Below are 26,329 nucleotides of genomic sequence, written 5' to 3'. Positions count from 1 at the left end.
CGTTTTTTCTATTTGCGAGGCGCCCTCCCTGGCACGCCCCGCGGATGCAACGTGCCGCTTACTGATTGGCGGCCGGCGCCGACGCCGCGTCTTTGTGATGCTCCCAACGCTCGCGCATCTTCTCGTGGCGCTGTTCCATCCGCGCGAAGCGCTGCTTGATTGCCGTGCTCACCGTGGTCTTCTGCTGGTCGTTCAGGCCGTTATAGAACTTGAGCCATGCGTCGGTGGTTTGCTGACGCAGTTGCGCGTCCTTCTGCTCGATCTGCTGATGCGTCGCGGCCATCGCGTTCAGATCGAGGATCGGCTGCTGCTGCGCGGCCTTGAACTGGTCGTGAGCCTGCTCGTGGTTCGCGCGCATCGCTTCATGGTTCTGCTTCATCGTATCGAGCGCGCTTTGCCACAGCTTTTCCTGATCCGCGTTCAGCTTCAGCTGATCGTGGAGTTGGGTCAGTTCCTTCATGAAGTGGCCGTGCCAGCCGCCAGGGCCGCCGTGCGCGTGCTCGGCGGGTTGAGCGGCGGGTTGAGCAGCATAAGCGGCGCCCACGCCGATGGCGAGAGCGGTGGCAGCAACGGCGAGAACGCGCGACATCTTTTTGGTGGACATATGAGGCTCCTTGTAATGGAATAGCCGACGATGCAACCGGTCTTTGGACTGCCTGCACTCGGTAAGCCACAGCGTAGAGAACCGCGTGCGCCGCTGTGTTACGCGCCAGGACGCCGCCATTACCAGCAATTACGCGCGGCTTTCACCGTAACACCCGGTAACCCTTCAGACCGTTTGGAAAACGAAATCCCTTTCTGCCGCGCGTTAAACTTCATTTCATGGCTACTCAAATCCTGGTCGTCGACGACGACGTCGAACTGCGCGATCTGCTGCGCGACTATCTGGCCCGTCAGGGCATCGAAGTTTCGGTGCTGCACGACGCGGGCTCACTCGAACGGCGCCTCGAGCGCGAGCGTCCCGACCTCATCGTGCTGGACCTGATGATGCCCGGCGTCGACGGCCTCACCGCGCTGCGCAAGCTGCGCGCATCGGGCGACGATATCCCTGTCATCATGCTGACCGCGCGCGCCGACGACGTCGACCGTATCGTCGGCCTCGAACTCGGCGCGGACGACTACCTCGGCAAGCCGTTCAATCCGCGCGAACTGCTCGCGCGCGTGCAGGCGGTGCTGCGGCGGCGCCGCACGCTGCCGTCGGCGGCCGCGCCCGAACAGCGCGAGCCGTTCAGCTTCGGCCGCTTCACGCTGGATTTCCAGTCACGCACGCTGCATCTCGAAGACAAGCCGCTCACGCTGTCGGGCAGCGAGTTCGCTCTGCTGAAGATCTTCGTCAATCACCCCATGCGCACGCTCACGCGCGAGCGCCTGCTGGAACTGCTGCACGGTCCCGAGTACGACGGTACCGACCGCGGCATCGACGTGCAGGTGTGGCGCCTGCGTCGCATTCTCGAAACCGATCCATCCACACCGCGCTTCATCCAGACTGTGCGCGGCCGCGGTTACGTGTTCGTGCCGGACGGCGAGCAGCATGCGTCGGCCCATTGATTCGCTGTTCGGGCGGCTCGCACTGCTCGTCGTCGCGGTGCTGATGTTGTCGCATTTCGCGTGGTACGCGCTGATGCGGCTCGAACGTTCGCAACTGCAAACGCGCTACGCGGTCGAGGAAGCGACCTTCCTCGTCGACGCGGTGCGTCAGCACGTCGCCCGAACACCGGATCAACCGTTGCCGTCGCGCGTGAAGCTGGTCGACCCGGCCAGCCCGGATGTGCCGGCAGCCAGCGCGAACATGCCGCCGCCGCTCGAGCGTTTCGTCGAGGACGTGCGCGACCGCATGCCGGCCGACACCCAGGTGCGCATCAGTCCGCCCGGCGGACCGCCCACGCTATGGGTGCGCGCCGCGAATGATCGAAACTGGATCGTCGTGCCGGTTCAACCGCTGCGCATGCCGCGCTCGCTCGACCGCACGGTGTCGTGGCTCGTCATTATTTTCTCGTTCGCGGTGATGGCGGCGCTGTTCGCCGCCTGGGCTCTCCAGCGGCCACTGCGCTTGCTCGCGCAGGCGGTCGCGCGCTTCGGCCGCGGGCTGCCGGTGCCGCCGGTGCCGGAGCGCGGGCCGCGCGAGTTGCGGCAACTCACGCATGGCTTCAATCAGATGGTGCAGGAAGTCGCGCGCACCGAGAACGATCGCGCGGTGATGCTGGCCGGTGTCGCGCATGACCTGAAGACGCCGCTCGCGCGTCTGCGGCTGCGCGCCGAAATGATGGACGACGCGAAGACGCGCGACGGGGTCGTGCGCGACGTCGATTCGATGACGCATATCGTCGAGCAGTTCCTGCTGTTCGCGCACGACGGAGCGGACCGCAGCGAACCCGTGGAAGTCGATGCACAGTGCGAGCGTGTCGTGCGCAGTTATCGGGCGGTGGCCAGCGGCGCGCCGATCGTACACACGGAGCTGAACGCCGGGCCGTCGTTTCAGCTGCCTGCCGCCACGCTCGACCGGATCCTGTCGAACCTGATCGACAACGCGCATGCGTATGGCGCGCCGCCGGTGGTCGTCGCGACTGCGCGCACACCGCAGGGCTTTACGCTATCCGTTAGCGACAACGGCAAGGGCATCGCCGCCCAGGATCTGATCAGCGCGAGCCGGCCGTTCGTGCGGCTCGATCCGGCGCGCGGCGGCAACGGCCACAGCGGGCTGGGCCTTGCGATCGTCGAGCGGCTGGTGCGGCGCGCGGGCGGTGAGTGGGAAATCGGCAATCACGACGGCCGCGGTTTGCGGGTGTTGATGAGCTTTCCGTTCGAAGTGCTGCCGCGGGTCGCGACGGCCTCGGAAAATGCGTGGTAGGAGCGGGGTATTGGAGTCGCGATGCGCGCGCGGGGCGTCGGCATCGCGAGCGGCGAGAGGTCAGTCCGAAAACAGCGTATTCAACGCATTCGCCGTTTCGCTATCGACGGTATTCCACGTCACCGATTCCGCCTCGAAAATATAGTGCGTCGTATATTTGCCGAGCCGCGCGAGTATTTCCTCCTGAATCAATTCCGGCGCGACCTCCAGTTTCAGATACCACGCGGTCGACGACAGACGCGTCTGGAACGCGCCGTATTCGGCGAGCAGATGGTCGAATGCCTCAGCGTCCTGATCGCGACAGACGATCACCAGATTTCCCTTCATGCGAATCTCCCGTTAGTGCGGTAGTGACACTCCGATATCAGGATTGATGATACCTGCTTCGTTGCGGGAAGCTCGGCGTCGTTTTAGCGCGGGCAGGGTGTTGGCGTGGGTCGGCTAAGCGGAGAGGGCGATACCGTCGCGCTGAGTACTCCGGCTAGCGTCGGGCATTCACCATGCGTTCACCGCCGTGCGCGCAGGCGGTGCGGTATCGTCGGGCGGCAGCGCTTCGGTGCGGTCGCGCCCGCCGGTTTTCGCCGCGTACAGCGCGGTATCGGCTCGGCTCATCAGGCGCTCGGGCAGATCGTCGGGCGACAGCTCGGTGATGCCGATGCTCACGCTCAGCCCCGCCGCGGCCGGCAGCTTCGGCGAGGGTATCGCTTTCAGCCGCAGCCGCAGACGCTCGACCACCTCGCGCCCGCCTGCCAGATCGGTGGCCGGCAGCAGCAGGCCGAACTCTTCGCCGCCGAGCCGGCCGATCGCGTCGGAGCTGCGCAGCTCGGCGCGACACGTATCGACGAAATGTTCGAGCGCTCGGTCGCCGGCGGCGTGGCCGAAGCGGTCGTTGATCTGCTTGAAGTGGTCGAGATCGGCGATCGCCATGCACAGCGGCTCGCGGCCCGCGTGCGCGCGATCGATCTCGTGGCGCAGCAGGTCGAGGAAATAGCGCCGCGACAGCGCGCCGGTCAACGCATCGTGCCGCGCCTCGGCCGACAGCAGCGTATTGGCCGACTGCAACTGCTCGGCGAGATCGCGGGTCGCGCGATGGTGGCGCCGCTCGCGCACGTAGGACACGGTGATCACCCACGCGAGCGCTACGGTGCCGGACAGCGTCAGGAACACCAGCAGATGGTCGCGCTTGTGGTTGCGCAGCAGTTCCGGCCACGCGGCGAGCGGATCGACCAGATGCGCGGAGAGTCCGGAGTTCAGACCACCGCGGTTCTGATAGAGCGCCGGGGCCGGCTGCTCGATCATGCCGAACAGCTGCGCGGCGACCGACGCCGGCACCCACGGCGCCTGCTCACGCACTTGCGTGTCTTCGCGGATCAGCATGTCGGGGAAGGTCTCGCGGCGGTAGATGATGCGCCGCTCGGCTGGGCTCATCTGCGTGACGCGCGAGTTCGGCAATGCGTGGCCTTCGAGCGCGCTGTTGTGCGCCATGATGATGACGCCGTTCTCGTCGGAGACGAAGGTGCCCGCGTGCGCGACCCAGTGGCGCAATCGCGCGATGCCGACCTTGGCGACCACCGCGCCGACCAGCAGCCCCTTCGAGTACACCGGCGCGGCGATGAAGATGCCCGGCTCGCCGCTCGCGCGACCGACGCCGTAGGCTTCGGCGAACGCGCCGAGCAGTGCGCTCGTCAGATAGCCGCGCGCGCGCATATCCATGCCGACGAACGATTGCTGCGCGCCCTCGGGGTTCGACATCGTGCTGCTGGAGGCGACGCAGATGCCGTTCGCGTTGACGATCCAGACCTGGTCGAGCCCGGAGAAGCCTTGCGCTTCATGCAGGAACCTGCTGACCGCGGCCATCTGCGGGTCCTTCAGCAACGCGGCCCGCAAGGCGGGTTCCGCCGCCTCGCCGTTCACGGCATAATTCTGCGATTGCACGAGGGCACGCTGGACCACGTCCATTTCGGCCATGGTTGCGGGGATGGCGCGGGACATCGCGAGGTCGCTGGCAATCACTTCAGCCATGTTGTCGACGATCGAGGTGGACATTTGCCGCTGCGTGTGCAACGCCGCGTCCAGCTCTTGCTGTACCATCCGGTCCGCGACCATGCCAGCCACGAACCAGCAGACGAGGACGATCAGCACGAAGCTGACCGGCCCGGCTACCTGGCGCAAGGTTGTCCTGTTCATCGACCCTCTGATCCGTCTGGCTGTGACATGCAACTTGCTTGTTGGTGGGCAGCGCGCTCTCAACGCTGTGTCGTTATCTGCGTCAGCTGCGGTTTCGCTCCGTCACGAGCGACGCGCGCTGCGCCGTCGCCATGCCCGGAATGAATCGCTGATAAACAGGTACTTCGTTTCCCGATTTTAACCGTCGCGAAGCACGTTGCCACCGTTATTGCTGGGATGCTGTCTGCATATGCCGCGCCGATCAGATTCTTAACGGCAGCCGCGCGGCATTCTTGATAGCTGTGCGGGCAGATGGAGCGAATGAGCGGCGGCGGCCGCGGCGACGCGCCGATGTGGCTTGCGCGCCACGCCGCGAGACAGCCTCGCGACGTGTCACGCCGAAGTACGCGCGAGCAGAGTACAGTGCGGCGCGGCGACGCGCGCCGGGGCTTGCTGAAGCCTTACGCCGCGCGTGCGACGCCGTCTCGCGATTTGCGGCGAAAGGTTGTGCCTGAAACATAGGATGGTGTAGTGTCGTGCCGTCCAAAACGAGGAAAGCCCGCCAGCCCTCGGGCGGCGCACGCGGCGACAGGAGTTCGGCGTGATGGTTGTGGTCGTGGGCGACGCGTCCACGTAACTGCCCTTTGCCGGCCCATGTGTCTCCAACGCTAACGATTTACCACGCACGCGCGTTTTGCCATGCCTGATTTCCGCTTTCCGGACCGACCCATAGACCGCCGCGGAGCCGCGGCCTCCTTCGAGCGTTCGAATGCCTGTTTCAAGAGGGAGGGCATCTGATGGATTTCAGCTTCAACCTGAAGCGCACCGCCAATGCGTCGGCATGGCGGGTGTTGCCCAACCGCTGGGACTTCGTCGCGTTTCCGCTGATCATCTGCCTGATCGCGATGGCGTCGATCGGCTTTCACGAGACGCTCGCGCCGATGTCGACGCTAAAGACCCAGGCGATCTCGCTCGATCCGGCCAACCTGCCCGAGTACGCGATGCGCACCACGCTGCGCATGCTCGCGGCGATGGTCGCCTCGCTGATCTTCACGCTGGTCTACGGCACGCTGGCTGCCAAGAGCCGCCGCGCCGGCCTCGTGTTGGTGCCGATTCTCGACATCCTGCAGTCGGTGCCGGTGCTCGGCTACATCTCGTTTACGGTCACCTTCTTCCTCGCGATGTTCCCGGGCCGCGTGCTCGGCGCCGAGCTCGCCGCGATCTTCGCGATCTTCACGAGCCAGGCGTGGAACATGACGTTCAGCTTCTACCAGTCGCTGCGCACGGTGCCGCGCGACCTCGATGAGGTGTCGCGCGGCTTTCACCTGACGTCGTGGCAGCGCTTCTGGAAGCTCGAAGTGCCGTTCTCGATGCCGGGCCTGATCTGGAACATGATGATGTCGATGTCGGGCGGCTGGTTCTTCGTCGTGGCTTCCGAAGCGATCACGGTCGGCAACAACACGATTACGCTGCCGGGCATCGGCGCCTACCTCGCGCAGGCGATCAGCGACAAGAATCTGCACGCGATCGGCTGGGTCATCCTCGCGATGACGGTCGTGATCCTCGCCTATGACCAGCTGCTGTTCCGTCCGCTCGTCGCGTGGGCCGACAAGTTCCGCATGGAGTTCACCAGTTCGGGCGATGCGCCGGAATCGTGGCTGCTCGACCTGATCCGCCGCACGCGTCTGATTCACCGGCTGCTGGTGCCGCTCGGCTGGATGTTCGCGCGCGCGGCGCGCGTGCGCTTCCAGTTGCCCGCGTTCAGCGCGCCGCGCTTTCACATCCCGCAGCGCGAGAAGAACTCGAAGCTCGGCGACATCATCTGGGCGGCGATCGTGCTGCTCGCCACGGTCTACGTGGTGTACCGCGTGTTTCTGTATGTGCGCACCGGCGTGACGCTCGACGAGATCGGCCACGTGTTCGTGCTCGGCCTGATCACGCTGCTGCGCGTGGTGGTGCTGATCGCGATCGCCTCCGTGATCTGGGTGCCGATCGGCGTGCTGATCGGCCTGCGCCCGGCGATCGCGGAAAAGGTGCAGCCGCTCGCGCAGTTCCTCGCGGCGTTCCCGGCGAACCTGCTGTTCCCGGTGTTCGTGATCGTCATCGTGCGCTTTCACCTGAATCCGGACATCTGGCTGTCGCCGCTGATCGTGCTCGGCACGCAGTGGTATATCCTGTTCAACGTGATTGCCGGTGCAAGCTCGTATCCGAACGACTACCGCGAGGCGGCCAAGAATTTTCACATTCGCGGCTGGCAGTGGTGGCGTCAGGCGATGCTGCCGGGCATTTTTCCGTACTACGTGACGGGCGCGATCACCGCGTCGGGCGGTGCGTGGAACGCGAGCATCGTCGCCGAGTTCGTGCAGTGGGGCGATACCAAGGTCGCCGCGCATGGCCTCGGCGCCTATATCGCGCAGACCACCGCGGCGGGCGACTATCCGAAGATCATCGTGGGCATCGCCGTGATGTCCCTGTTCGTGACCCTGTTCAACCGTCTGCTGTGGCGTCCGATGTACGCCTACGCCGAAGGCAAGCTCCGTCTAGATTGAGAAATGAAGGCTTAACGCGATGCAAAATCCTAAAGCTGCTATGACCGCCGCGCCGATCCAGACGCCGCCGAAGCCCCCGCGCCTCGGCGAGGAAATCCTGCGCGTCAAGGACGTGTGCCGCGGCTTCAACAAGACTCAGGGTGAACTGCTCGTCCTCGACGACGCGAATCTGTCGCTGCGCGAGGGCGAGATCGTCGGTCTGCTCGGCCGTTCCGGCTCGGGCAAGTCGACGCTGTTGCGTATCATCGCCGGCCTGATCGAGCCGACCGGCGGCGAAGTCACGTACATGGGCAAGCCGCTCGAAGGCCCGGCGAAGGGCGTGGCGATGGTGTTCCAGACCTTCGCGCTGTTTCCGTGGCTGACCGTGCTGCAGAACGTGGAAGCGGGTCTCGAGGCACAAGGCGTCGGCGCGTCGGAGCGGCGCACACGCGCGCTCGCGGCGATCGACCTGATCGGTCTCGACGGCTTCGAAAACGCGTATCCGCGCGAGCTGTCGGGCGGCATGCGTCAGCGCGTCGGCTTCGCGCGTGCGCTCGTCGTCGATCCAACACTGCTGCTGATGGACGAGCCGTTTTCCGCACTCGACGTGCTGACCGCCGAAACGCTGCGTACTGACCTGCTCGATCTGTGGACGCAGGGCCGCATGCCGATCAAGGCGGTGCTGATCGTCACGCACAACATCGAGGAAGCGGTGTTCATGTGCGACCGCATTCTGGTGCTGTCGTCGAACCCGGGCCGCGTGATCGCCGAGATCAAGGTGCCGTTCAAGCATCCGCGCAATCGTCTGGACCCGGCGTTCCGTCGTCTCGTCGACGAGATCTACGCGAAGATGACCGCGCGCCAGACCGACGAGAAGACCAAGAAGGGGCTCGAGCTCGGTAGCTGGCTGCCGCACGTGTCGACCAACCTGATGGCCGGTCTGATCGAGACGCTCGCCGCCGCGCCGTATCACGGCCGCGCGGACATGCCGGAAATCGCGCGCTCGCTGCATCTGGAGGTCGACGATCTGTTTCCGATCGCCGAAGTGCTGCAGCACCTCGGTTTCGCCGACGTGCGCGAAGGCGACATTTTCCTGACGCCGCCAGCGCGCGTGTTCTCCGAGTTCGGTACCCAGGAACGGAAGATGATGTTCGCCGAGCATCTGCTGCGGCACGTGCCGCTCGCGGCGCGGATCAAGAAGGTGTTGAACGAGCGGCCGGGGCATCGCGCGCCGCGCGTGCGCTTCGAGCAGGAGCTGGAAGACTTCCTGTCGGACAGCGCGGCGGAAGAGACGCTCGACGCGGTCATCAACTGGGGCCGTTACGGCGAGATCTTTTCGTATAACGATCAGACGGAAATCTTCAGTCTGGAAGACGTGGAGTCTTGAGCCCGGATTGCCGCGGAAACGACCGCGGTTCAGACAAAAAGGCGGCGAGGAAAACTTCGCCGCTTTTTTTATTGCAGGTTGCCCCAGCGTGCGACCGCCGGCTCGGCCGTCGCCCACTTCCAGCCCTTGTCCTGCTGGCAAGCGCTCGCCGTGAACCACCTCTCGGGCGCGTTCGGGCCGTCGCCGTCCTGCACCGAGAACACGAAGTCTTTGCACAGCGCGAGCGCCGAATTGACCGCGCGCGTCACGCGCACCTGGCCGTGACCGTTTTCGATCGGCAACGTGTGCTTGACCGCCCACGGTTTCGTTTCGCCGACCGCCATCGTCCCGACCAGCGCCGCCATCAGATCCTGCTGATCCTTGTGCATGCTGCGCATGTAGCGCGCGACCGCTTCGTCGGTGGCGGCCTGCACCGCCACGCCGACGCCGAGCGCGACGGCCGGATTGCTGGTCACGATGCCCGAAGCGACACCCGCCGCCGCGCCGCTCGCGGCGCCGATCGACGCGCAGCCGCTCGCCAGCAGGCTCGCGCCGACGCATAGCGCGCCGGCCGCGATGAGCCGCAGCCGATCACCCATCGGAACGCCAGGCGAACGCAATATCATTGCAGCGCACCCCAGCGCTCGGTGGCGGGTTCGGCCGATGCCCAACGCCAGTCCTTACCGTCACGGCAAACCGACGCGATGTAAAACGCGCTGCTCGCGGGCTTGTCGCGCGTTGCGTTCTGATCGACGGAAAAGACGATTTCCTTGCAGTCGAGCGCGCCTGTGCTGATCAGGCGGCTGACGGTCACGCGGCCGTGCTCGTCGTCTTCGATCGGGAAAGAGTGGGTGATGCTCCAGGGAGCGACCGCGCCGACCTCGAGCGGACCAGCCGCCTGCGCGATGCTGTTCTGCGTATTCGTGTGGACCACGCGCTCCGAGTACTGCACGCCGGCGCGCGCGGCGGCGACCGCACCGAGACCGATACCGGTCGCGACCGCCGCATTGCTCGTGACCTTGCCCGCGACCGCGGCACCCGCGATACCGGCGCCCGCAACCGCGCCTTCCGAGTACAACGAGCTACAGCCGCTCAATGCGGACGACACCGCCAGCGCCAGCGCGAGCAGCGCTGTTACGTGGGGGCGTTGGGCTGCGACAACGGACTTCGCGTTGTCGGCCCACACCATGTTCTTTTGCATTTCTCCCGTCCCTGCCCGTACAGGTGCCTGCGTTCACGCGTCGCGCGTGTAAACGAAGGACACGTCGTTTATTACGCTGCCGCATTGTGCAGGATGCGTTTTGTAATTGGCAGCGAAAAAATGCAAGAAATTGCAAAACATCGTGCGCCGGGATGTTTTCTGCTGCATGGGCGGAATGGCTTGCCTGGCTCTGCCAGGTATTTGGGAGGCCGCCGCCAGCGGCGAACGGCCTACGTTGCAGCGTGCCTACGAGTCGGCTTCGTCTTCGCCGCCTTCGTCGCCGTATGCGCTCAGCCGGTTGTACAGCGTTTTGAGGCTCACGCCGAGCGCTTTGGCCGCGCGCCGCTTGTCGCCGCCGCAGTACTTGAGGGTGCCGAGAATGATCTGCTTCTGCGCGTCGGCGAGCGGCGTGCCGATCCACACGCTCATCGCGTCGCCTTGCGTGACCGCCTTCTTGACTCGCGACGCAAGATGCGGATGCGGTAATTCGACGGTCTTCTCCGCGAGAATGAACGCGCGATACACGGCGTTCTTCAACTCGCGCACGTTGCCCGGCCAGGACCACGAACGCAGCGTTTCGATCGAGCGTTTGCTGAAGCTCTTGTTGGTGGATTCCTGCTGATTCAACTGCGCGAGGAAGTACTGCGCAAGCAGCTCGCGATCGTTTTCCCGCTCGCGCAGCGGCGGCGCGCGCAGCGGAAACACCGCGAGCCGGTACATCAGATCCTCGCGCAAGCCGTTTTCCTTGACGGCCACCGCCGGGTCGCGATTGGTCGCGGCGATCACGCGCACGTTGCCGCTGATCAGCTCGTTGCCGCCGACCCGATAGAACGTGCCGGTTTCGAGCGCGCGCAGCAGCTTGACCTGGCGCACCGGCGCCATCTCGGTGATTTCGTCGAGAAACAGCGTGCCGCCGTTCGCATGTTCGAAGTAGCCGATGCGGCCCTGGACCGCGCCGGTGAAGCTGCCTTTTTCGTGGCCGAACAGCTCTGCTTCGATCAGCTCATCGGGAATCGCGCCGCAGTTCACGGCGACGAAAGCGCCGTCCTTGCGGCCGCTGCGCTCGTGGATGGTGCGGGCGATCAGCTCCTTGCCGGTGCCCGATTCGCCGATGATCAGCGCGGTCGCGTCGGTATCGGCGACGCGTTCGATCTGTTCGTACAGATCGAGCATCACCGGCGACGAGCCGTACAGCAGCCCGTACGATTTCAGTCCCGCGACGGCGTCCCCGACGCGCTGCTTCGCTGGTGGCGAAGCATTGCCGCCGGCGGACACGGTGGGCGAGTCCAGATCGATTGACGCCATAAAAGGGGGAGTCCTGTACAAATGAAGTTCGTGATGCGGCGCGCAGGCCTTGAATGCGGGAGACCGTACAGCCACTATCTCATAAAAGACGATTTAACCACTTCGACACGGATTCCGGCAATCGAACCGGCAGCCGCTGCGGCGGTCGTGCGCGCAATCGGTCGAAAGTGCTCGAAATTGGCCTTTTTCAGCGCGCTGAAGCGGTAAATATACCGGGCACATGCATTGCCTCATTGACCGTTTGACCGAGTCGTGCGAGCTTTTGACGGCTACGCCGCGGCGGCGCCGGTGAGCGTAGGGCGGCAACCCGGCAACCCGCACCGCGCGGCCACGAACGCCGAATCAGACGAGGAGTGAACGATGACCGACACCACGCAACAACTTGCACTCGGCGGACAGAAGATCGTCGAGGATCTTCGGGTGCTGCTGAGGGACTCGGAGGAAATGCTGCGGCTCGCCGCCAACGTGCCGGGCGAAGGCGTCGATGCGTTGCGCGACCGGCTCGGCACGCATGTGGAAACGCTGCAATCGGCGCTCGGCGATGCGCAACGCAACGTGCATCGCCGCTATCGCGAGGCGGCGGTCAGCACCGAGCACTATGTGCGCCATAACCCGTGGCGCTCGCTCGCGCTCGCTGCGGGCGCCGGATTTCTGCTCGGCGTGCTGATCGCACGATAGAGGGGCGCGGCGAGCGACGCTCGCCTCGGCTCGCTGGAAGGCGCGGGGCTCGTCTGGCACGTCCGCCACTCATCCGCATCACGACCCAAGGAGTTCATGATGACACGACCCACGATTGGTTTTTTTGGCGCATTGATGGCACTCGGCGGCTATCTGGCGGTTCGCTACGTGCAACACAAACGCACCGGCCAGATTTCCCCGACCCGCGAGCTGAGCCGCTGGGAAAACGAGGGTGGTGCGGTCGCGGCGCCGGCAACCTCGTCGACCGAGCTCGCGCCCGCGTCCCAGAGCACCAACGGTTCAGGGCAGGCTGACGGCGAACACCGCGCATGGCCATTTCCGCGTGGCTGAAGCACGGCGTTCGAATCCCAGGGTGCGCGGGGGTGCAGCCAGATCGGCGGTCGGCGCCTGGAGGGGATTGTTAAATGGATTCTATAAACCCGTATAATAGGTAAACAGGCAACAATGGTGCAGTAATCGGCGGGAGTTATGCCGTTATTGTTGCAATTTTTCAGCAAATGGTCGGCGGCGCGGGACACACGTCGAATCCGCGTCATGCAGCCAACCCAATCCAGCGGCATGCCCACGGGGATGATCCGCATATTTTCTGACCCACGCTTGCAGGCTTTCGAAACGCGATGCCACATGTACTGATTGTCGATGACGACGCAGGTACCCGCGAGGCGCTTTCCGCCATCATTGGGGAAGACGGGCTGACCACCGCCACCGCGGGCGATCTGCGCGAAGCGCGTATTCAACTGATCCGGCAGATGCCGGACGTCGTATTCACCGACCTGAAGCTGCCCGACGGCAGCGGGGTCGATCTGTTCGAAGATCTCGATCCGCGCTCCGGCGTCGAAGTGATCGTGATCACGGGTCACGCAACGGTCGAGTCGGCGGTCAGCGCGCTGAAAATGGGCGCGGCCGACTACCTCGTGAAACCGATCAACATGCAGCGGGTGAAGGCGATCCTGTCGCGCCTGCCGCGCCCCGGCGACCTGAAGGCCGAGATCGGCACGCTGCGCGGCGAGTTGCGCCGCATGGGCCGCTTCGGTTTGATGCTCGGCAATTCGCCGGCGATGCAGGAGGTCTACGACCAGATCAGCCGCGTCGCGCCGACGGCGGCCTCGGTGATGCTGGTCGGCGAATCCGGCACCGGCAAGGAAGTCGCCGCGCAGACGCTGCACGAGCTGAGCCTGCGCCGCAAGCACGCGTTCCTCGCGGTCAATTGCGGCGCGATTTCGCCGAATCTGATCGAGTCGGAAATGTTCGGCCACGAGCGCGGTTCGTTCACCGGTGCGGATCGGCAGCACAAGGGCTATTTCGAGCGCGCGAACGGCGGCACGCTGTTCCTCGACGAAATCACCGAGATGCCGATCGAGCTGCAGGTGAAGCTGCTGCGCGTGCTCGAGACCGGCATGTTCATGCGTGTCGGCACGACCAAGGAAATCGAAACCGATGTGCGTCTGATCGCGGCCACCAATCGCGATCCCGAGCAGGCGGTGCTCGAAGGCAAGCTGCGGCTGGACCTTTACCACCGGCTGAACGTGTTTCCGATCAGCCTGCCGCCGCTGCGCGATCGCGGCAAGGACGTGGAGCTGCTCGCGCAATCGTTCCTCGATGAGCTCAACGAGCGTCACGGCACGAAAAAGCATTTCCCGGTCGCGGTGAAGGAAATGCTGCTGTCGTATCCGTGGCCAGGCAATGTGCGCGAACTGAAGAACTACGTGCAGCGCGCGCACATCATGTCGAGCGCGGATTCGGATGCCACGGCGACCGTGCCGTTGCAGATCACGCTATCGAAGCCCGCGACTGGCACCGCGATCACGATCCCGTTCGGCACCTCGCTCGCGGAAGCCGACCGTCAGCTGATCCTCGCGACGCTCGAGCAATGCGGCGGCGTGAAGACGCGCGCCGCGGAAATTCTCGGCATCAGCCTGAAGACGCTGTACAACCGGCTCGTCGAGTACGGCAACGATGCGCGCGACGACGGCGATCCCACCGACGAATCACGCGCGCTCGGCGGCGCGGACGCCTGATCCGCGCTCGTTCGCGCGTCGTCTGCATCATCAGCGATCGCCCGCCCCCGCTAGCGGGCGGGCGATCCGAACGGCACAGGCCTTGCTGCGCTCCAGTGGAACGCAAAACGAGGTCACCGACATGCCGCACCTGCCGCCGCACCTGCCGCATTACGCTGCGGTTTCCCCGCCGTCCGGGCCGTTGCACGCTCACCGGCCCGAACCGGTCGAGCCTCCCGCCACGCCGCCGGACCCGGCCGAACCCGACACGACCCCCGGCCCGACCCCCGATCCGATCGAACCCGTGGAACCGGTCACGCCGCCGATCGGCGATCCGCCGCCGCAGCCAACGCAGACGCCTCAGGCCGCCGATCGTCAGTCGCGAGCGCTGCAATGCTGATGCGACCCTCGATGCCGTCATACAGCTGCGCACTCGATGCAAACATCTCCGCACTGCAGCGGACCGTGGCCCCGGTCCGGTGCAGTGCATTGCTGTACTTGTTACAAAGCCGGCGCATGTTTTACCGGCAGTTTACGGTTTCGCCCCCTAGACTGTAGGGATGCCGCAACAAGCGGCGGGCTTCCCCCGGAGGCACGATCATGAGACACCCCGCATTGCGACGTTCCGCGCGGCATTCCAAGCGCGGGCCACGGCCGGCCGATGTCAAGACTGAGCCGGCGGAGTCGCCGGACCCGGCCGCGCAGAACCGGATCGCCCCGGATACGCCGCCGGACGGCGAGCACAACCAGGGCGGGGTGCGTCAGGAAGGCCTCGAATACCAGCGCGATCTGGGCTCGGAACAGGACGCCTGACGCAGCGCAGTAACCGGGCGGGGCATACCGGCGACCAGGAGGCCGGTAAGAAAGACCTCCGCTTTGGTCAGATTTAACAGAAAAACTTTCTTCGCAATTAGTGATGATTGCGGGGATTAGCTCGTTTGTCACATCTTCATACAACTTTATTTCCGATATCTCAAATATCGGCACATTGCTTGCATGCACCGTTTTGGCGCAATTCCGCATACAACGAAACAATGGAGCACTAATGAGCAGATTGATCGTGGTATCGAATCGTGTCGCACCGATTCAGGAAGCGCGTCCGGCAGCGGGCGGGCTCGCAATCGGCGTGCTGGACGCACTGAAGGAAACTGGCGGCGTCTGGTTCGGCTGGAGCGGCGAAACGGTCAGTGAGCCATCGGCGCCCGTGATCGAGAAACAGGGCAACGTCACCTACGCGACGGTGGGCCTCACCAAGCGCGATTACGACGAGTACTACCGCGGGTTTTCGAACACCACGTTGTGGCCGACCTTCCACTATCGCAACGACCTGTCCCGCTACGACCGCGAGGACTACGCGGGCTACCAGCGGGTCAACGCGACGCTCGCCAAGCAGTTGAAAGAACTGCTCAAGCCCAGCGACATCATCTGGGTGCACGACTACCATCTGCTGCCGTTCGCGCGTTGCCTGCGCGATCTCGGCGTGAAGAACCCGATCGGCTTCTTCCTGCACATTCCGTTTCCGGTGCCCGAGGTACTGCGCACGATTCCGCCGCACGAGGAGATCGTCAAGGCGATGTGCAGCTACGACGTGATCGGTTTTCAAACCGAAGCGGATCGCCAGTCGTTCGTCGACTATATCGAGCGCGGTCACCACGGCACGTCGAGCGAAGACGGCATGGTGCACGCGTACAACCGCTTCCTGAAGGTCGGCGCGTACCCGATCGGCATCTATCCCGATGCGATCGCCAAAGCCGCCGAGCAGTTCACCGACCGCAAGGCGGTGCGCAGCCTGCGCGACGGCATGCGCGGGCGCAAGCTGATCATGAGCGTCGACCGGCTCGATTATTCGAAGGGGCTGGTCGAGCGCTTCCAGGCATTCGAGCGGCTGTTGCAGAACGCGCCCGGCTGGCACGGCCGCGTGTCGCTCGTGCAGATCGCGCCGCCGACCCGCGCCGACGTGCAGACCTATCAGCGCATCCGGCAGACGCTCGAAGGCGAAGCGGGCCGCATCAACGGCCGGTTCGCGCAGCTCGACTGGACGCCGATCCAGTATCTGAACCGCAAGTACGAGCGCAATCTGCTGATGGCGCTATTCCGCCAGTCGCAGGTCGGCTATGTGACGCCGCTGCGCGACGGGATGAACCTGGTGGCCAAGGAGTACGTCGCGTCGCAGGACCCGGCCGATCCGGGCGTGCTCGTGCTATCGCAATTCGCGGGCGCGGCCGAGCAGCTGCCGGGCGCGCTCGTCGTCAATCCGTTCGATCTGTCGCAGATGGCCGAAGCGCTCGAACGCGCGCTCTCGATGCCGCTCGCCGAGCGTCAGGCGCGTCATGCGGACATGATGGAGCCGATGCGCGAGAACAATCTGTCGGTTTGGCGCGATACCTTCCTCGACGATCTGCGCCACGTCGCGACCGCCTCTTCGGTGACGGCCAAAGCGGTAAAGCTCGCTGACGTGACGGCATCGTCCTGAGCGGACAGTCGCGGCCCGCGCGGGCGGGCGACGCGTGGGCCGGTCACGTCGTGAATGAAGTGACAACGAAGATCGAAGCAAAAAGGGCGTGCATCGCGTCGTGCGATGCGCGCCCTTTTTCGTGGATGCGTTGCACGTGTAACGGCCACAACGCGGCCACAACCCTCAAGCCGGCTGCGTCGCCTTCTGCACGACCCGCATCGTGCTGACGACCGCCGCGACCGCCGAAAACCCCGCGGCCACATACAGCGCGATGACCGTCCCGCTTTGCGGGGCGACGCCGAAGATCAGCGCGACCAGCGCCGCGCCGAGCGTTTGCCCGGTCAGGCGCGCGGTGCCGAGCATGCCGCTCGCGCCGCCGCTGCGTTCGCGCGGAGCGGACGACAGCATCGTGCGATTGTTCGGCGACTGGAAGATACCGAAGCCCGCGCCGCACAGCGCCATGCGCCACGAAATCTGCAGTGCGTCGGGGTGAGGCCCGAGCGTCGCGAGCAGCAGCAAGCCGACCGTCATCGCGGCGAGCCCGACGCCGCCGAGCCAGCCGGACGATATCCTGTCCGACAGGACCCCTGCGATCGGCGCCGCGATGATGATGATCGCGGGCCACGGCGTCATCAGAAGACCGGTTTCGACCTGCGACATACCGAGCGTTTCCTGCAGCAGGAACGGTAGCGACACGAACGCGAGCATCTGCGCGCAGAACGAGCAGACCGAGGTGCCGACCGACAGCGCGAACACCGGAATACGCAGCAGGTCGATCGGCAGCAGCGGGGCGGGCCGCGTCAGTTGCCGGCGCACGAAGAAGTAGCCGACCACCAGAGCGCCGAGTGCTTCGAGCGTCACGTAGCCGAAGCGCTGGCCGTGGCCGAGGCCATCGACAGCAAAAATCAGCAGGCCGAATACGATCGCGTTCATCACCGCGCTCAGATAGTCATACGGCGATTCGTGGCCGGGGTTCATCGGCAGCGCCTTGAAGCCGCCGACGATCGCCGCGATCCCGATCGGCACGTTGATCGCGAACAGCCACGGCCACGTCGCGATCGCGAGCACGCCCGACGCGACCGTCGGCCCGACCGCCGACGACACCGCCACCACCATCGCATTGATCGAGACGCCGCGCCCGAGCTGCGCCGGGGGATAGATCATGCGCACGATCGCGGTGTTCACGCTCATGATGCCGGCCGCGCCGAAGCCCTGGACCACGCGCGCAAGCGCGAGCGTCGCAAGCGAGTTCGACAGCGCGCAGCCGAGCGACGCGACCGTGAACAGGAGCAGACCCGACAAATAAATGCGCCTATAGCCAATGCGGTCGCCGAGCGACGCCATTGGCAGCAGCGAGATCGTGATCGCGAGCTGATACGCGTTGACGACCCAGATCGACGCGGCGGCGCTCGCATTGAGGTTGCGCGCGATCGTCGGCAGCGCGACGTTGGCGATCGCGCTGTCGAGCACCGCGAGCGTCAGCGACAGCGCGATGACGAGCATCGCCCAATAGCGTTGCGGAACCGGCAGGCCCAGTTCCTTGCCTTCGAAGCGGGGAGTGGAGGGCGTCGGGCCATCCGTGCGCGGGGAGGGTGCGTGCATCGATTGTTCGATTTGTCGGAGATGTTGCCGCGCCTGTGCGCGGCTCACGCGCAGGCCGCTGCGGGCGCATCGGTCGGCGCGGCGCCACCGTTGCCAGGACGCCGCGCCGCGCTCGCGTCATTTGAGTTCGTAGAGGCCCGTGTGGGTCGTCGAGTCGATTTCGTTCAGATGCGTCATGAAGCGCGCGACCGCATTGGTGGTTTCCGCGCTGACCGGCAGATGCGGCACCTTTAGCGCATGCAGCCGGAAAATATAGCGATGCGTGCGATCGCCGCGCGGCGGCGCGGCGCCGCCGAAGCCGACCGTCCCGTAGTCGTTGCGCAGTTGGATCGCGCCCTGCGGCAGCAGCGTGCCGTCGGCCTTGCCGGCGTTGCGCGGCAGCGAGCGCGCGTCGGCAGGGATGTTGACGACGACCCAATGCCAGAAGCCGCTGCCGGTCGGCGCATCGGGATCGTGAACGGTGAGCGCGAAGCTTTGCGTGTCCGCGGGCGGCGCTTCCCATTGCAGTGACGGCGAGATGTTTTCGCCGTCGCCGCCGAACGCCTTGTCGTTGTACTCGTGGTCTTTCGGCATGAAGCCGTTGGTGGGAAAGTCGTCGGACCAGAGACGGAAGTCAGCCATGATGTGCCTCCCTTGTTGATTGCTTCTGGGATCGTCGGAGTGCGCGATGTCCCGGCGGCGAGGCGCATCTCCCGGCATGCCGGAGCGCGTGAGGAAGTGCCGTGAAAGCGCCGGGAACGCACCCGGAAAACGCCGCCGAAGCGTGCCTCGAAGGCATCTCGAAAGCACGCCGGGTGAGCCTTTCGAGTGTAGCACCAGCGGCCGCGAGACTCGCGCGAGCAGGGCAGCCCGCGCGTGGTTTCAGCCGCGTTCCTCGAACTCCGGCGCGTCGCTTCTGATCCACGCGACGAGCCGCTCGATCACGCCCGCGATATCGCGATTCGCACCGCGCAAAGCGCATTCCCACACGACCGCGACGCGCCAGCCGCTCGCGAGCAGCGCGGCGCGCACCTTGTCGTCGTTGCTGCGATTGCGGCCGATCTTGTCGCGCCAGAAGTCGGGCCGCGTCTGCGGCCATTTGAACAGATGACAGTCGTGGCCATGCCAGAAGCAGCCATGCACGAGCACCACCGCGCGATAGCGCGGCAGCACGATGTCGGGGCGGCCGGGCAGATCGCGCGCGTCGAGCCTGAAGCGCAGGCCCTGCCGATGCAGCAGGCTGCGGATCAGAACCTCCGGCCTGGTGTTGCGGCCGCGAATGCCGGACATCATCCGGCTGCGCGTCGCGCTATCGACGATATCGACCATCGTCAGTGGGCCAACGGGTCGCGCGGCCGCTCACGCGTAGAGCGGCAGGGAGTGTTTCGACGCATCGCGGGTCGGGTGGGCGAGCAGGGTTTGCACATGCGGCAGCATGATACGCGCCACTTCGCGCATCACCGGCATCACGACGCTGTTGCCGAACTGCCGGTAGGCCTGCGTATCGCTGACCGGAATCCTGAAGGTGTCGGGAAAGCCCATCAGCCGCGCGCATTCGCGTGGCGTCAGACGACGCGGGCGCAGCGCCTCGCCTTGATAGACGAGTATTTCGGAGCCGTCCTTGTGATAGCGCGCGGACAGCGTGCGCGTCACGCTGTCCGGATAGGCCATGCCGAAACCGAAGCCGTTGCCCGCCGCGCGATGCTTGGCCGCGTAGTTCTGCAGATATGCCCACAGCTTCGGGGTGAGCGTGTACTTCGGCTGCACGCGGCGCGCGGCGTGATCGAAGAAACGGTCGTGGTCCCACGGCAGCACGGGTTCCGTACCGTCCGTGCGATGCAGGATCGCGCCGAGCCGCGGACCCTCGTCGGGCAGCCGCAGATCGTCCCACGTGAACGCGGTCTTGCCGCGAAAGCCGACGATGATGATGCGCTCGCGATGCTGCGGCGTGAAATGCTGGCCATCGATCACGCGGTAGTGCACCTCGTAGCCGAGCTCGTCGCGCAGCGTTTGCAGGATCACGTCGAAGGTGCGGCCCTTGTCGTGCGACAGCAGGTTTTTCACGTTTTCCAGCAGGAACGCGGCGGGGCGCTTCGCGGCGATGATCCGCGCGACGTCGAAAAACAGCGTGCCCTGGGTCGTACATTCGAAACCGTGCGGCCGCCCTAGCGCGTTTTTCTTGCTGACGCCGGCGATAGAAAACGGCTGGCACGGAAAGCCGCCGAGCAGCACGTCGTGGCTCGGCACGTCCTCGGCGGGAAACGTGACGATGTCGCCGATCAACGCGTGCGCGCCGCCGCTCGCGGCGTTGCCGCCGTAGTTCTGACCGTAGTTCTCGCGATAAGTCCGCGTCGAGAATTCGTTCCACTCGCTGGTGAACACGCATTCGCCGCCGTGCGCCTCGAAGCCCATGCGAATGCCGCCGATGCCCGCGAACAGATCGATGAAACTAAAACGCGCCGCGTCGCCCGCGTGTTGCGCCTCACGCGCACCTTGCCGAAGCAGATCGCGCAACGCGGGTTCGAGCATCGCGGGACAAGGCGTTTCACCTTTTTCCCAGCGACGCACCGTCTTGATGTCCTTGCCGACATGGGCTGCGATTTCGCGTTGGGTGAAACGGGCGCGCGCCTGCTTGAGCAGGTCGAATGGGGCGACGAGGGTCACGTGGCGTCCTGGCTGGGAATTTTTGCGGACATTATGACCTAAGGTCGTCCCATTTCCCTATTTTTAGCGCCGATTGATCAGGATTTTTTCGCGATATGTCGCGCTGCTGCGTTTGTCTGCGGCGGGTGCGGAAGCGGTGAGGCGGCGTGCGGCTTGGCGAGATCAGGCCGACTTCGCTTTCTTCGCCCGTTCAGCCGGTTCGAATCGCGAGGTCGGCGCGGGCGCGAAGCGTTCCCATTCGGGCAGCGGCGTCGACGCGAGCCGATCGAGTTGCAGCAGCAGGCTGTCGACTTTGTCCAATTGGGCGGGAGAAAGCTGGCCGCTGTCGACCAGCGCGGTCAGCCGTTTGCGCCAATAGGTGGCTGGCAGGATCGGACCGCCGAAATCGCCACGCAGCGATACGTGCATCACGCGCGCGATGTGCGCGATGTCGTGGTCGATCAACGCGGCTTGCGATGATCCCGAAACCGTAGTGTCCGTATGGTCCATGACTCCTCCCTGAACGCATTTACGGCGGTGCGCGGCGAGACTTTAGGCCTTATTTGATAAAAAGTTTGCAGATCGCGCATCGGCGTTCGTCGATGGCGCCGCGCGCGGAACGGCCCCGGGAACAGCCGTTGCTAATTCCCACATACCGGCGGAATACCGCGCCGGCATCTCTGTCGACTACGCATATGGGAGCCGAACATGAACAAGGATCAAGTGAAGGGCGTTGGCGAGCAGGTCAAGGGCAAGGTCAACGAGGCCGTCGGCAAGGCCACGAACAACCCCGCGAAGGAACTCAAGGGCGATGTGCAGCAGGGCGCCGGCAAGGTGCAGAAGGCCTATGGCGATGCGAAGGAAGACGCCAAGGACGATGCAAAGCGCGGTCACCGCTGAACCCGTTCGCTGTAGGTTGCCGTAACGGCGAGGCGTCGCGACTGTCGCGGCGCCTTTGTTTTTTGTGCGGCGCAGAGCGGGGCTCGCCAGTCCGGTTTCACTGTCTGGGTCGCGGCTGACGCTCGCGCACCGGCCGGCCTGGGAGTAACCCGTGATCGCGATGATCGGCATTCCCCACGCGCCGCCAGCCCTTTAGACTTGGCGCAAATCCCACGTGGAGGTCGCGCCAATGACACCCGAAAAGATACTTTCGATGTTCGAACGGCAGTACCTGGAAGGCAAGGCGCCGCCCGATCTCGAAGCGACCTGTGCGAGCTTCGCGACGTGGCTTGCGGGCGCGTGGGAACTGCTCGACGGCACCGAGAAGACGCTGCTGCTGACGGTCGGAGCGACGCTGTGGCGAGAGGGCTTCAACCTGCGCGCGGGCACGGCGACGAAGGACTTGTGGTGATCCGCCGATTGCGTACGGCGCTGTTGCCACGGCGTTTGTAAGGTCTTCGAGCGGCCTCGCACGCGTTCTGGCGAGTCGGTTTATATTGGGCGGTCCTGCAATTTCTGTCCCTATGGCGACCCGAACCCATGACCGATTTATCCGCTTTCGCGATCACGAAAAAATGGCCGGCCGAGCATCCGGACCGGATTCAGCTCTATTCGCTGCCGACGCCCAATGGCGTAAAAATCTCGATCATGCTCGAGGAAACCGGCTTGCCGTACGAGCCGCATCTGGTGCGCTTCGATACCAACGATCAGATGACGCCGGCGTTTCTGTCGCTGAACCCGAACAACAAGATTCCCGCGATCCTCGATCCGCACGGCCCCGACGGCAAACCGCTGCCGCTCTTCGAATCGGGCGCGATCCTGATCTATCTGGCCGACAAAAGCGGCCAGCTGATCCCAAAGGACGCCGGGGGGCGCTACGAGACGATCCAGTGGGTGATGTTCCAGATGGGCGGCATCGGTCCGATGTTCGGCCAGGTCGGCTTCTTCCACAAATTCGCCGGCAAGGAGTACGAGGACAAGCGTCCGCGCGATCGCTACATCGCCGAATCGAAGCGGCTGCTCGGCGTGCTGGAGCAGCGCCTCGAAGGACGTGCCTGGGTGATGGGCGATCGGTATTCGATCGCCGATATCGCGATCTTCCCGTGGGTGCGCAATCTGGTCGGCTTTTATGAGGCCGGAGAGCTGGTCGGCATTCAGGACTTCCCGAACGTGCGGCGCGTGCTGGCTGCGTTCGTCGAGCGTCCGGCGGTGGCGCGCGGCCTGAATATTCCGCAGCGGCCGGCCTGATCGCCTGAGTTGCCATGACGGATTTTCGTGTTCTTGAAAATATTGCCGCTGACCGCGTATAACCTTTTTAGGTGAGTAAAGTCCTTACCGGCTTTTCGGGCACTTTCGCGCGGCAGCGCGGTGATGCGACCGGACAAAAGGTGAAGCAATGAGCGCCGTTACATTGTTCGCATGGTCCGTTCCGGCGTATTTCCAGGGTTCCGTGGTCGATCACACCTGGGTCACGACTTACGACAGCCGCGTGAAGATATACCCGGCGGTGGCGGACGTCCTGCTCGCTGGCGAGCACTATTGGTACAGCTGGGGCGGCTTCCACGCCCGAGGTGGGACGCCGGTCAGTGCGGATGGTTTCCTGGCTTCCGGCGCGGCAAATCTGCTTTATGCTAGTTGCTTATGTAAGCCCGATGTGGACCCGAACATCGATCCGGCCGCTCGTGGAACGATCTTCAGCTATGGTCGCGATGGTGTATGCCATCAGCTGTCGAACCAGATTCTTTGGGCGACCGGCGGCGCTGGAGCGACTCCGGCTACGGTTCGCACGTCCAGGGGCTACTGGTTGAGCAACGCGGTCTTCGGAACGTACGGCAAGCAGCATGCTGCATGGGCGAGCAAAAAGATTCAGTGCTCGACACCAAGCGGGAGTAACGCCATGAAGCCAGGACATCAGGAATCCGATGTCGACGATTTTCAGGAGCATCTTCAGGCGACCTTGAAGGGTCCCGACGCGCAAGCGAAGATCAAGTCGTTGATGAATCATCGCCGCGCATTTATGGTGCGAGTCGAGCGTTTGCAATACGCCCCGCAGGGCAGCGATGCTCCGTCGGCCGCGGAGCTCAATCAGGCCTATTCCTCTTTTCTCCACGACGCTGCCGACATTCTGGGCGCCGAGGACTTCGAGCGAGTATTCGGTGAGCGCCCACAGGATCAGATGAACGTCGTCGATCCTTCGATATACGAGCAAAGTCTGCGTCGGCCGATGCAAAAATAACGGAGCCGTTGGACTGGCGTCGCCTCAGACGCGTTTCGCGATCACCGTCGTCGAACTCGCAATGTCGAGATTCTTTTTTGCGCTGAGCTGTTTCACGAACGATCGATCCAGCAGCGTCGGCGGTCCCTGCAGAATTTCTTCGACCGTGAGCGCCTGGAATTCTTTCAGGGCATCTTCGTCGAGACCTTCGGCCCACTCGCTCATGATCCAGTAGATCGACCAGATGGCCGTTGTCGATTCCGGCACGTATACGCGTTCGGCTTTGATCCCGGAGCCGAAGAGATTGAGAATCCCCTCGGCGGTCATGTTGTAGTAGTGATGCGGGTAGCCGTGAGTGGGTTGGGTGAGCGGAACCACTACGACCAGATCGCCTCCCGGCTTCAACACGCGAAGAATTTCTTTGGCGGCGGTGAATGGGTCCTTCACATGTTCGAGCACATTCAACGACAGCAGGCCATCGAACGATGCATCTTTGAATGGCAGAACTTCGCCGACACCTCGCACATCGGTGGAGGGATAGTTGGTGATGTCAAAATTGATCACGTTTTCGTAGATCGCGGGGCGGCTGCCGGCCCCACAATCCAGAATGATCCCCGACGGATGGCGCTCGATCATATTCAGTGCATCCTGATCGTACAGATTGCTTCCAGCCAGTTCCGAGTCATAGATGTCGAACTGGGAGCGCAGCTCGGGCGACAAGAAATCGAAAAACTTCCCGTCGTCGCTATAGGGCATATCGGTGCGAAGGACCGACTCGATTCTTTTTCTGCGTGCCTGCCTGGATTGAGCTGCGACCTGCGCATCTTGCCTGCGATGACTTTCGGAGACTCCGAATACTTCGAAATGCGATCTTCCCGATCGTAATGCGCCGAGCCTGACAGCCTCAGCGACGTCCGGATTTGCGGCGAGATAGGCCTGCTCGCAAAAATTCAACGCGGTGACGCATTCGAGCGTTTGATCCATGTCGGTCCTCGGAAACGTTTCGAAGTCGGCTCGCAGATTATAGCGATCTGGGGGTCGGAATCGCTCGGATTCCGCGTTGAAGGCAGACGAACGACAAAAAGCCCCGCAGCGCAACGCATACGGGGCTCTTATGAGCGAATCTGGAAGCCGGTTAGGCTCTTTTGGTCCCCCTGACAGGAATCGAACCTGTATCTAGCGCTTAGGAGGCACTTGTTCTATCCATTGAACTACAGGGAGAGGACCGGGCCGGACAGATCGGCGAGGACTCGGTGAGTCCAGACTGACCGGCGAGCGCAGAGTATATCAAACCGGCGCGGGCAAAAGGAGAGCCAAGCCAGCAACCGCCCGCGCGCGCCGAAAACCCCGGAAAAACAAACGGCCACGCAGACATCGCCTGCGAGGCCGTGCAGACCACCTGACCATCCGGCGAAGCGCACGCAACCGCGCCCATCGCCCGAGGTCATTCCAACATTAAAACTCGACTACCGCGAACTCCGCCTTGCCCACGTCGCACAGCGGGCAGCGCCAGTCTTCAGGGATGTCGGCGAAGCGCGTGCCCGCCGCGATGCCTTCTTCGGGCAGGCCGTCTTCCTCGTTGTAGATCCAGCCGCAAATCAGGCAGACCCAGCTCTTGTATTCAGTCACTTCGATTACTTCGCTCACGACACACTCTCTCGTTCAATGCAATGGCCGGCTTGCTCTGCCCCTTTATGGGGCGGCGCGGCGACCCGCAATATTACCGGAATTAGTCAATCCAGCCGCAGACGACCGGTGCGGCACCGTCGCAACGCATCCACGACGTGCCCGGGCTCGCGGCCAGCAGCCTCGTCATACAAAGCGTGTACGCTTGGCTCTGCAAGCTATCTGATTCGACAGACGTGGCGCCCGCCTGGCATGGATTGCGACCATCGGTCTCAGACCAGGCCGCTGGCGGTATCGCGTCGACGAGTTTCGCTTCCAAAGGAGAAAACGATGTTTAAAAACAGACGGTTGGTCGGCATCGTGGCGGCAGGACTGCTCGCCGTGTCGGGCGTGGCGCAGGCGCAGAGCGTGACCTTCGTGCAACCGGCGGACGGCGCAACCGTCACCAATCCGGTCCACGTCGTGTTCGGCCTCGACGGCATGAAGATCGCCCCCGCGGGCACGATGACGGAGGGCACCGGGCATCATCATCTGCTGGTCGACGGCAAGCCGCTGCCGAAGGGCGAGGTTATCGCCGCGACCGACAAGTCGCTGCACTTCGGCAAAGGCCAGACCGAAACAGATCTGACGCTGCCGCCGGGCGACCATACGCTGACGCTGCAATTCGGCGACGGCGCGCATCGCTCGTATGGGCCGCAGATGAGCAAGACGATCACGGTGCACGTCAAGTAAGCGTTGTTCGAAGGCCGGACCGGCGCGC

General features: G+C 64.2%; 28 protein-coding genes and 1 tRNA gene. 15 read left to right on the top strand and 14 right to left on the bottom strand.

Going from position 1 to position 26,329, the window contains the following annotated elements; translation table 11 throughout:
- Positions 1–58: 58 nt before the first annotated feature.
- Positions 59–604, bottom strand: a complete 546-nt coding sequence (locus QFZ91_RS11050) for a periplasmic heavy metal sensor (protein ID WP_429567254.1) — start codon at positions 602–604, stop codon at positions 59–61.
- Positions 605–822: 218 nt separating this feature from the next.
- Here QFZ91_RS11050 and QFZ91_RS11045 point away from each other — a divergent pair, with 218 nt between their 5' ends.
- Both QFZ91_RS11045 and QFZ91_RS11040 read left to right on the top strand, forming a co-directional pair.
- Positions 823–1,548 (top strand): response regulator, encoded by a 726-nt coding sequence (locus QFZ91_RS11045; protein ID WP_018419780.1) that lies wholly within the window; start codon positions 823–825, stop codon positions 1,546–1,548.
- Complete coding sequence (locus QFZ91_RS11040; RefSeq protein ID WP_429567253.1) at positions 1,532–2,848, top strand: ATP-binding protein; 1,317 nt, start codon at positions 1,532–1,534, stop codon at positions 2,846–2,848. Before QFZ91_RS11045 ends, QFZ91_RS11040 begins: the two co-directional genes overlap by 17 nt.
- Positions 2,849–2,908: 60 nt before the next feature.
- Here QFZ91_RS11040 and QFZ91_RS11035 read toward each other — a convergent pair whose 3' ends face one another.
- Together QFZ91_RS11035 and QFZ91_RS11030 are read right to left on the bottom strand one after the other, a co-directional pair.
- Positions 2,909–3,175, bottom strand: coding sequence for a hypothetical protein (locus tag QFZ91_RS11035; protein ID WP_013088792.1), 267 nt, complete (start codon positions 3,173–3,175; stop codon positions 2,909–2,911).
- Between the two features lie 168 nt (positions 3,176–3,343).
- On the bottom strand, positions 3,344–5,035 hold the full coding sequence (locus QFZ91_RS11030; protein ID WP_176379827.1) for a sensor domain-containing diguanylate cyclase: 1,692 nt from the start codon (positions 5,033–5,035) through the stop codon (positions 3,344–3,346).
- A 776-nt stretch (positions 5,036–5,811) separates the two neighbouring features.
- On the opposite strand from QFZ91_RS11030, the gene QFZ91_RS11025 reads away from it, so the two are divergent.
- Together QFZ91_RS11025 and QFZ91_RS11020 are read left to right on the top strand one after the other, a co-directional pair.
- The gene (locus QFZ91_RS11025; protein WP_429567252.1) at positions 5,812–7,563 is read left to right on the top strand and encodes an ABC transporter permease; all 1,752 of its coding nucleotides are present in this window, start codon (positions 5,812–5,814) and stop codon (positions 7,561–7,563) included.
- A 19-nt stretch (positions 7,564–7,582) separates the two neighbouring features.
- On the top strand, positions 7,583–8,929 hold the full coding sequence (locus QFZ91_RS11020; protein WP_429567251.1) for an AAA-associated domain-containing protein: 1,347 nt from the start codon (positions 7,583–7,585) through the stop codon (positions 8,927–8,929).
- A 68-nt stretch (positions 8,930–8,997) separates the two neighbouring features.
- On the opposite strand, the gene QFZ91_RS11015 is transcribed toward QFZ91_RS11020, so the two are convergent.
- The 3 genes from QFZ91_RS11015 to QFZ91_RS11005 form a co-directional block, all read right to left on the bottom strand.
- Positions 8,998–9,534, bottom strand: coding sequence for a hypothetical protein (locus tag QFZ91_RS11015; RefSeq protein WP_429567250.1), 537 nt, complete (start codon positions 9,532–9,534; stop codon positions 8,998–9,000).
- Positions 9,531–10,109, bottom strand: coding sequence for a hypothetical protein (locus QFZ91_RS11010; RefSeq protein ID WP_429567249.1), 579 nt, complete (start codon positions 10,107–10,109; stop codon positions 9,531–9,533). The genes QFZ91_RS11015 and QFZ91_RS11010 overlap by 4 nt, the downstream gene beginning before the upstream one ends.
- A gap of 246 nt (positions 10,110–10,355) precedes the next feature.
- Complete coding sequence (locus QFZ91_RS11005; protein ID WP_429567248.1) at positions 10,356–11,414, bottom strand: sigma-54 interaction domain-containing protein; 1,059 nt, start codon at positions 11,412–11,414, stop codon at positions 10,356–10,358.
- A 360-nt stretch (positions 11,415–11,774) separates the two neighbouring features.
- Between QFZ91_RS11005 and QFZ91_RS11000 the strand changes: the two genes are divergently transcribed.
- From QFZ91_RS11000 to otsA, 6 genes are all read left to right on the top strand, one after another.
- The gene (locus QFZ91_RS11000; protein ID WP_368716769.1) at positions 11,775–12,092 is read left to right on the top strand and encodes a YqjD family protein; all 318 of its coding nucleotides are present in this window, start codon (positions 11,775–11,777) and stop codon (positions 12,090–12,092) included.
- Between the two features lie 99 nt (positions 12,093–12,191).
- On the top strand, positions 12,192–12,443 hold the full coding sequence (locus QFZ91_RS10995) for a hypothetical protein (RefSeq protein WP_429568625.1): 252 nt from the start codon (positions 12,192–12,194) through the stop codon (positions 12,441–12,443).
- Between the two features lie 287 nt (positions 12,444–12,730).
- Positions 12,731–14,131, top strand: coding sequence for a sigma-54-dependent transcriptional regulator (locus QFZ91_RS10990; protein ID WP_368716768.1), 1,401 nt, complete (start codon positions 12,731–12,733; stop codon positions 14,129–14,131).
- A gap of 142 nt (positions 14,132–14,273) precedes the next feature.
- Positions 14,274–14,510 (top strand): hypothetical protein, encoded by a 237-nt coding sequence (locus QFZ91_RS10985; RefSeq protein WP_429568624.1) that lies wholly within the window; start codon positions 14,274–14,276, stop codon positions 14,508–14,510.
- 200 nt (positions 14,511–14,710) lie between these two features.
- Positions 14,711–14,923: a hypothetical protein gene (locus tag QFZ91_RS10980; protein ID WP_429567247.1), complete on the top strand. Its 213-nt coding sequence runs from the start codon at positions 14,711–14,713 to the stop codon at positions 14,921–14,923.
- 232 nt (positions 14,924–15,155) lie between these two features.
- Positions 15,156–16,583, top strand: coding sequence for an alpha,alpha-trehalose-phosphate synthase (UDP-forming) (otsA, locus tag QFZ91_RS10975; protein WP_176109236.1), 1,428 nt, complete (start codon positions 15,156–15,158; stop codon positions 16,581–16,583).
- 165 nt (positions 16,584–16,748) lie between these two features.
- Here the strand turns inward: otsA and QFZ91_RS10970 are convergent, their stop codons facing one another.
- The 5 genes from QFZ91_RS10970 to QFZ91_RS10950 form a co-directional block, all read right to left on the bottom strand.
- Positions 16,749–18,167, bottom strand: a complete 1,419-nt coding sequence (locus QFZ91_RS10970) for an MFS transporter (protein WP_429567246.1) — start codon at positions 18,165–18,167, stop codon at positions 16,749–16,751.
- Between the two features lie 117 nt (positions 18,168–18,284).
- Complete coding sequence (locus QFZ91_RS10965) at positions 18,285–18,788, bottom strand: YbhB/YbcL family Raf kinase inhibitor-like protein (protein ID WP_176380738.1); 504 nt, start codon at positions 18,786–18,788, stop codon at positions 18,285–18,287.
- A gap of 240 nt (positions 18,789–19,028) precedes the next feature.
- The gene (locus QFZ91_RS10960; protein ID WP_176109234.1) at positions 19,029–19,475 is read right to left on the bottom strand and encodes a very short patch repair endonuclease; all 447 of its coding nucleotides are present in this window, start codon (positions 19,473–19,475) and stop codon (positions 19,029–19,031) included.
- Between the two features lie 30 nt (positions 19,476–19,505).
- Positions 19,506–20,810, bottom strand: coding sequence for a DNA (cytosine-5-)-methyltransferase (gene dcm, locus QFZ91_RS10955; protein WP_429567245.1), 1,305 nt, complete (start codon positions 20,808–20,810; stop codon positions 19,506–19,508).
- A 162-nt stretch (positions 20,811–20,972) separates the two neighbouring features.
- Positions 20,973–21,299 (bottom strand): hypothetical protein, encoded by a 327-nt coding sequence (locus QFZ91_RS10950; protein WP_176109232.1) that lies wholly within the window; start codon positions 21,297–21,299, stop codon positions 20,973–20,975.
- A gap of 198 nt (positions 21,300–21,497) precedes the next feature.
- On the opposite strand from QFZ91_RS10950, the gene QFZ91_RS10945 reads away from it, so the two are divergent.
- From QFZ91_RS10945 to QFZ91_RS10930, 4 genes are all read left to right on the top strand, one after another.
- A complete protein-coding gene (locus tag QFZ91_RS10945; protein ID WP_429567244.1) occupies positions 21,498–21,689 on the top strand; it encodes a CsbD family protein in 192 nt (63 codons plus the stop codon).
- Between the two features lie 229 nt (positions 21,690–21,918).
- Positions 21,919–22,140, top strand: coding sequence for a hypothetical protein (locus QFZ91_RS10940; RefSeq protein WP_176109230.1), 222 nt, complete (start codon positions 21,919–21,921; stop codon positions 22,138–22,140).
- A gap of 128 nt (positions 22,141–22,268) precedes the next feature.
- On the top strand, positions 22,269–22,976 hold the full coding sequence (locus QFZ91_RS10935) for a glutathione binding-like protein (RefSeq protein ID WP_429567243.1): 708 nt from the start codon (positions 22,269–22,271) through the stop codon (positions 22,974–22,976).
- Positions 22,977–23,124: 148 nt separating this feature from the next.
- Positions 23,125–23,964: a hypothetical protein gene (locus QFZ91_RS10930; protein ID WP_429567242.1), complete on the top strand. Its 840-nt coding sequence runs from the start codon at positions 23,125–23,127 to the stop codon at positions 23,962–23,964.
- A gap of 24 nt (positions 23,965–23,988) precedes the next feature.
- Here QFZ91_RS10930 and QFZ91_RS10925 read toward each other — a convergent pair whose 3' ends face one another.
- The 3 genes from QFZ91_RS10925 to QFZ91_RS10915 form a co-directional block, all read right to left on the bottom strand.
- Positions 23,989–24,927 carry a class I SAM-dependent methyltransferase gene (locus tag QFZ91_RS10925; RefSeq protein WP_368716764.1) on the bottom strand — a complete coding sequence of 313 codons (939 nt, stop codon included), beginning with the start codon at positions 24,925–24,927 and terminating at the stop codon, positions 23,989–23,991.
- Between the two features lie 162 nt (positions 24,928–25,089).
- Positions 25,090–25,164 (bottom strand) — tRNA-Arg (locus QFZ91_RS10920).
- 234 nt (positions 25,165–25,398) lie between these two features.
- Entirely contained in the window at positions 25,399–25,590 is a 192-nt protein-coding gene (locus QFZ91_RS10915) for a rubredoxin (RefSeq protein ID WP_309235059.1), read from the bottom strand.
- 309 nt (positions 25,591–25,899) lie between these two features.
- Here QFZ91_RS10915 and QFZ91_RS10910 point away from each other — a divergent pair, with 309 nt between their 5' ends.
- Positions 25,900–26,301 (top strand): DUF4399 domain-containing protein, encoded by a 402-nt coding sequence (locus QFZ91_RS10910; RefSeq protein WP_429567241.1) that lies wholly within the window; start codon positions 25,900–25,902, stop codon positions 26,299–26,301.
- Positions 26,302–26,329 lie beyond the last annotated feature (28 nt).

It is taken from the genome of Paraburkholderia sp. JPY419 (assembly GCF_050435705.1).
Lineage (GTDB): Bacteria > Pseudomonadota > Gammaproteobacteria > Burkholderiales > Burkholderiaceae > Paraburkholderia > Paraburkholderia youngii.
This window is presented reverse-complemented; position numbering and strand designations above follow the sequence as displayed.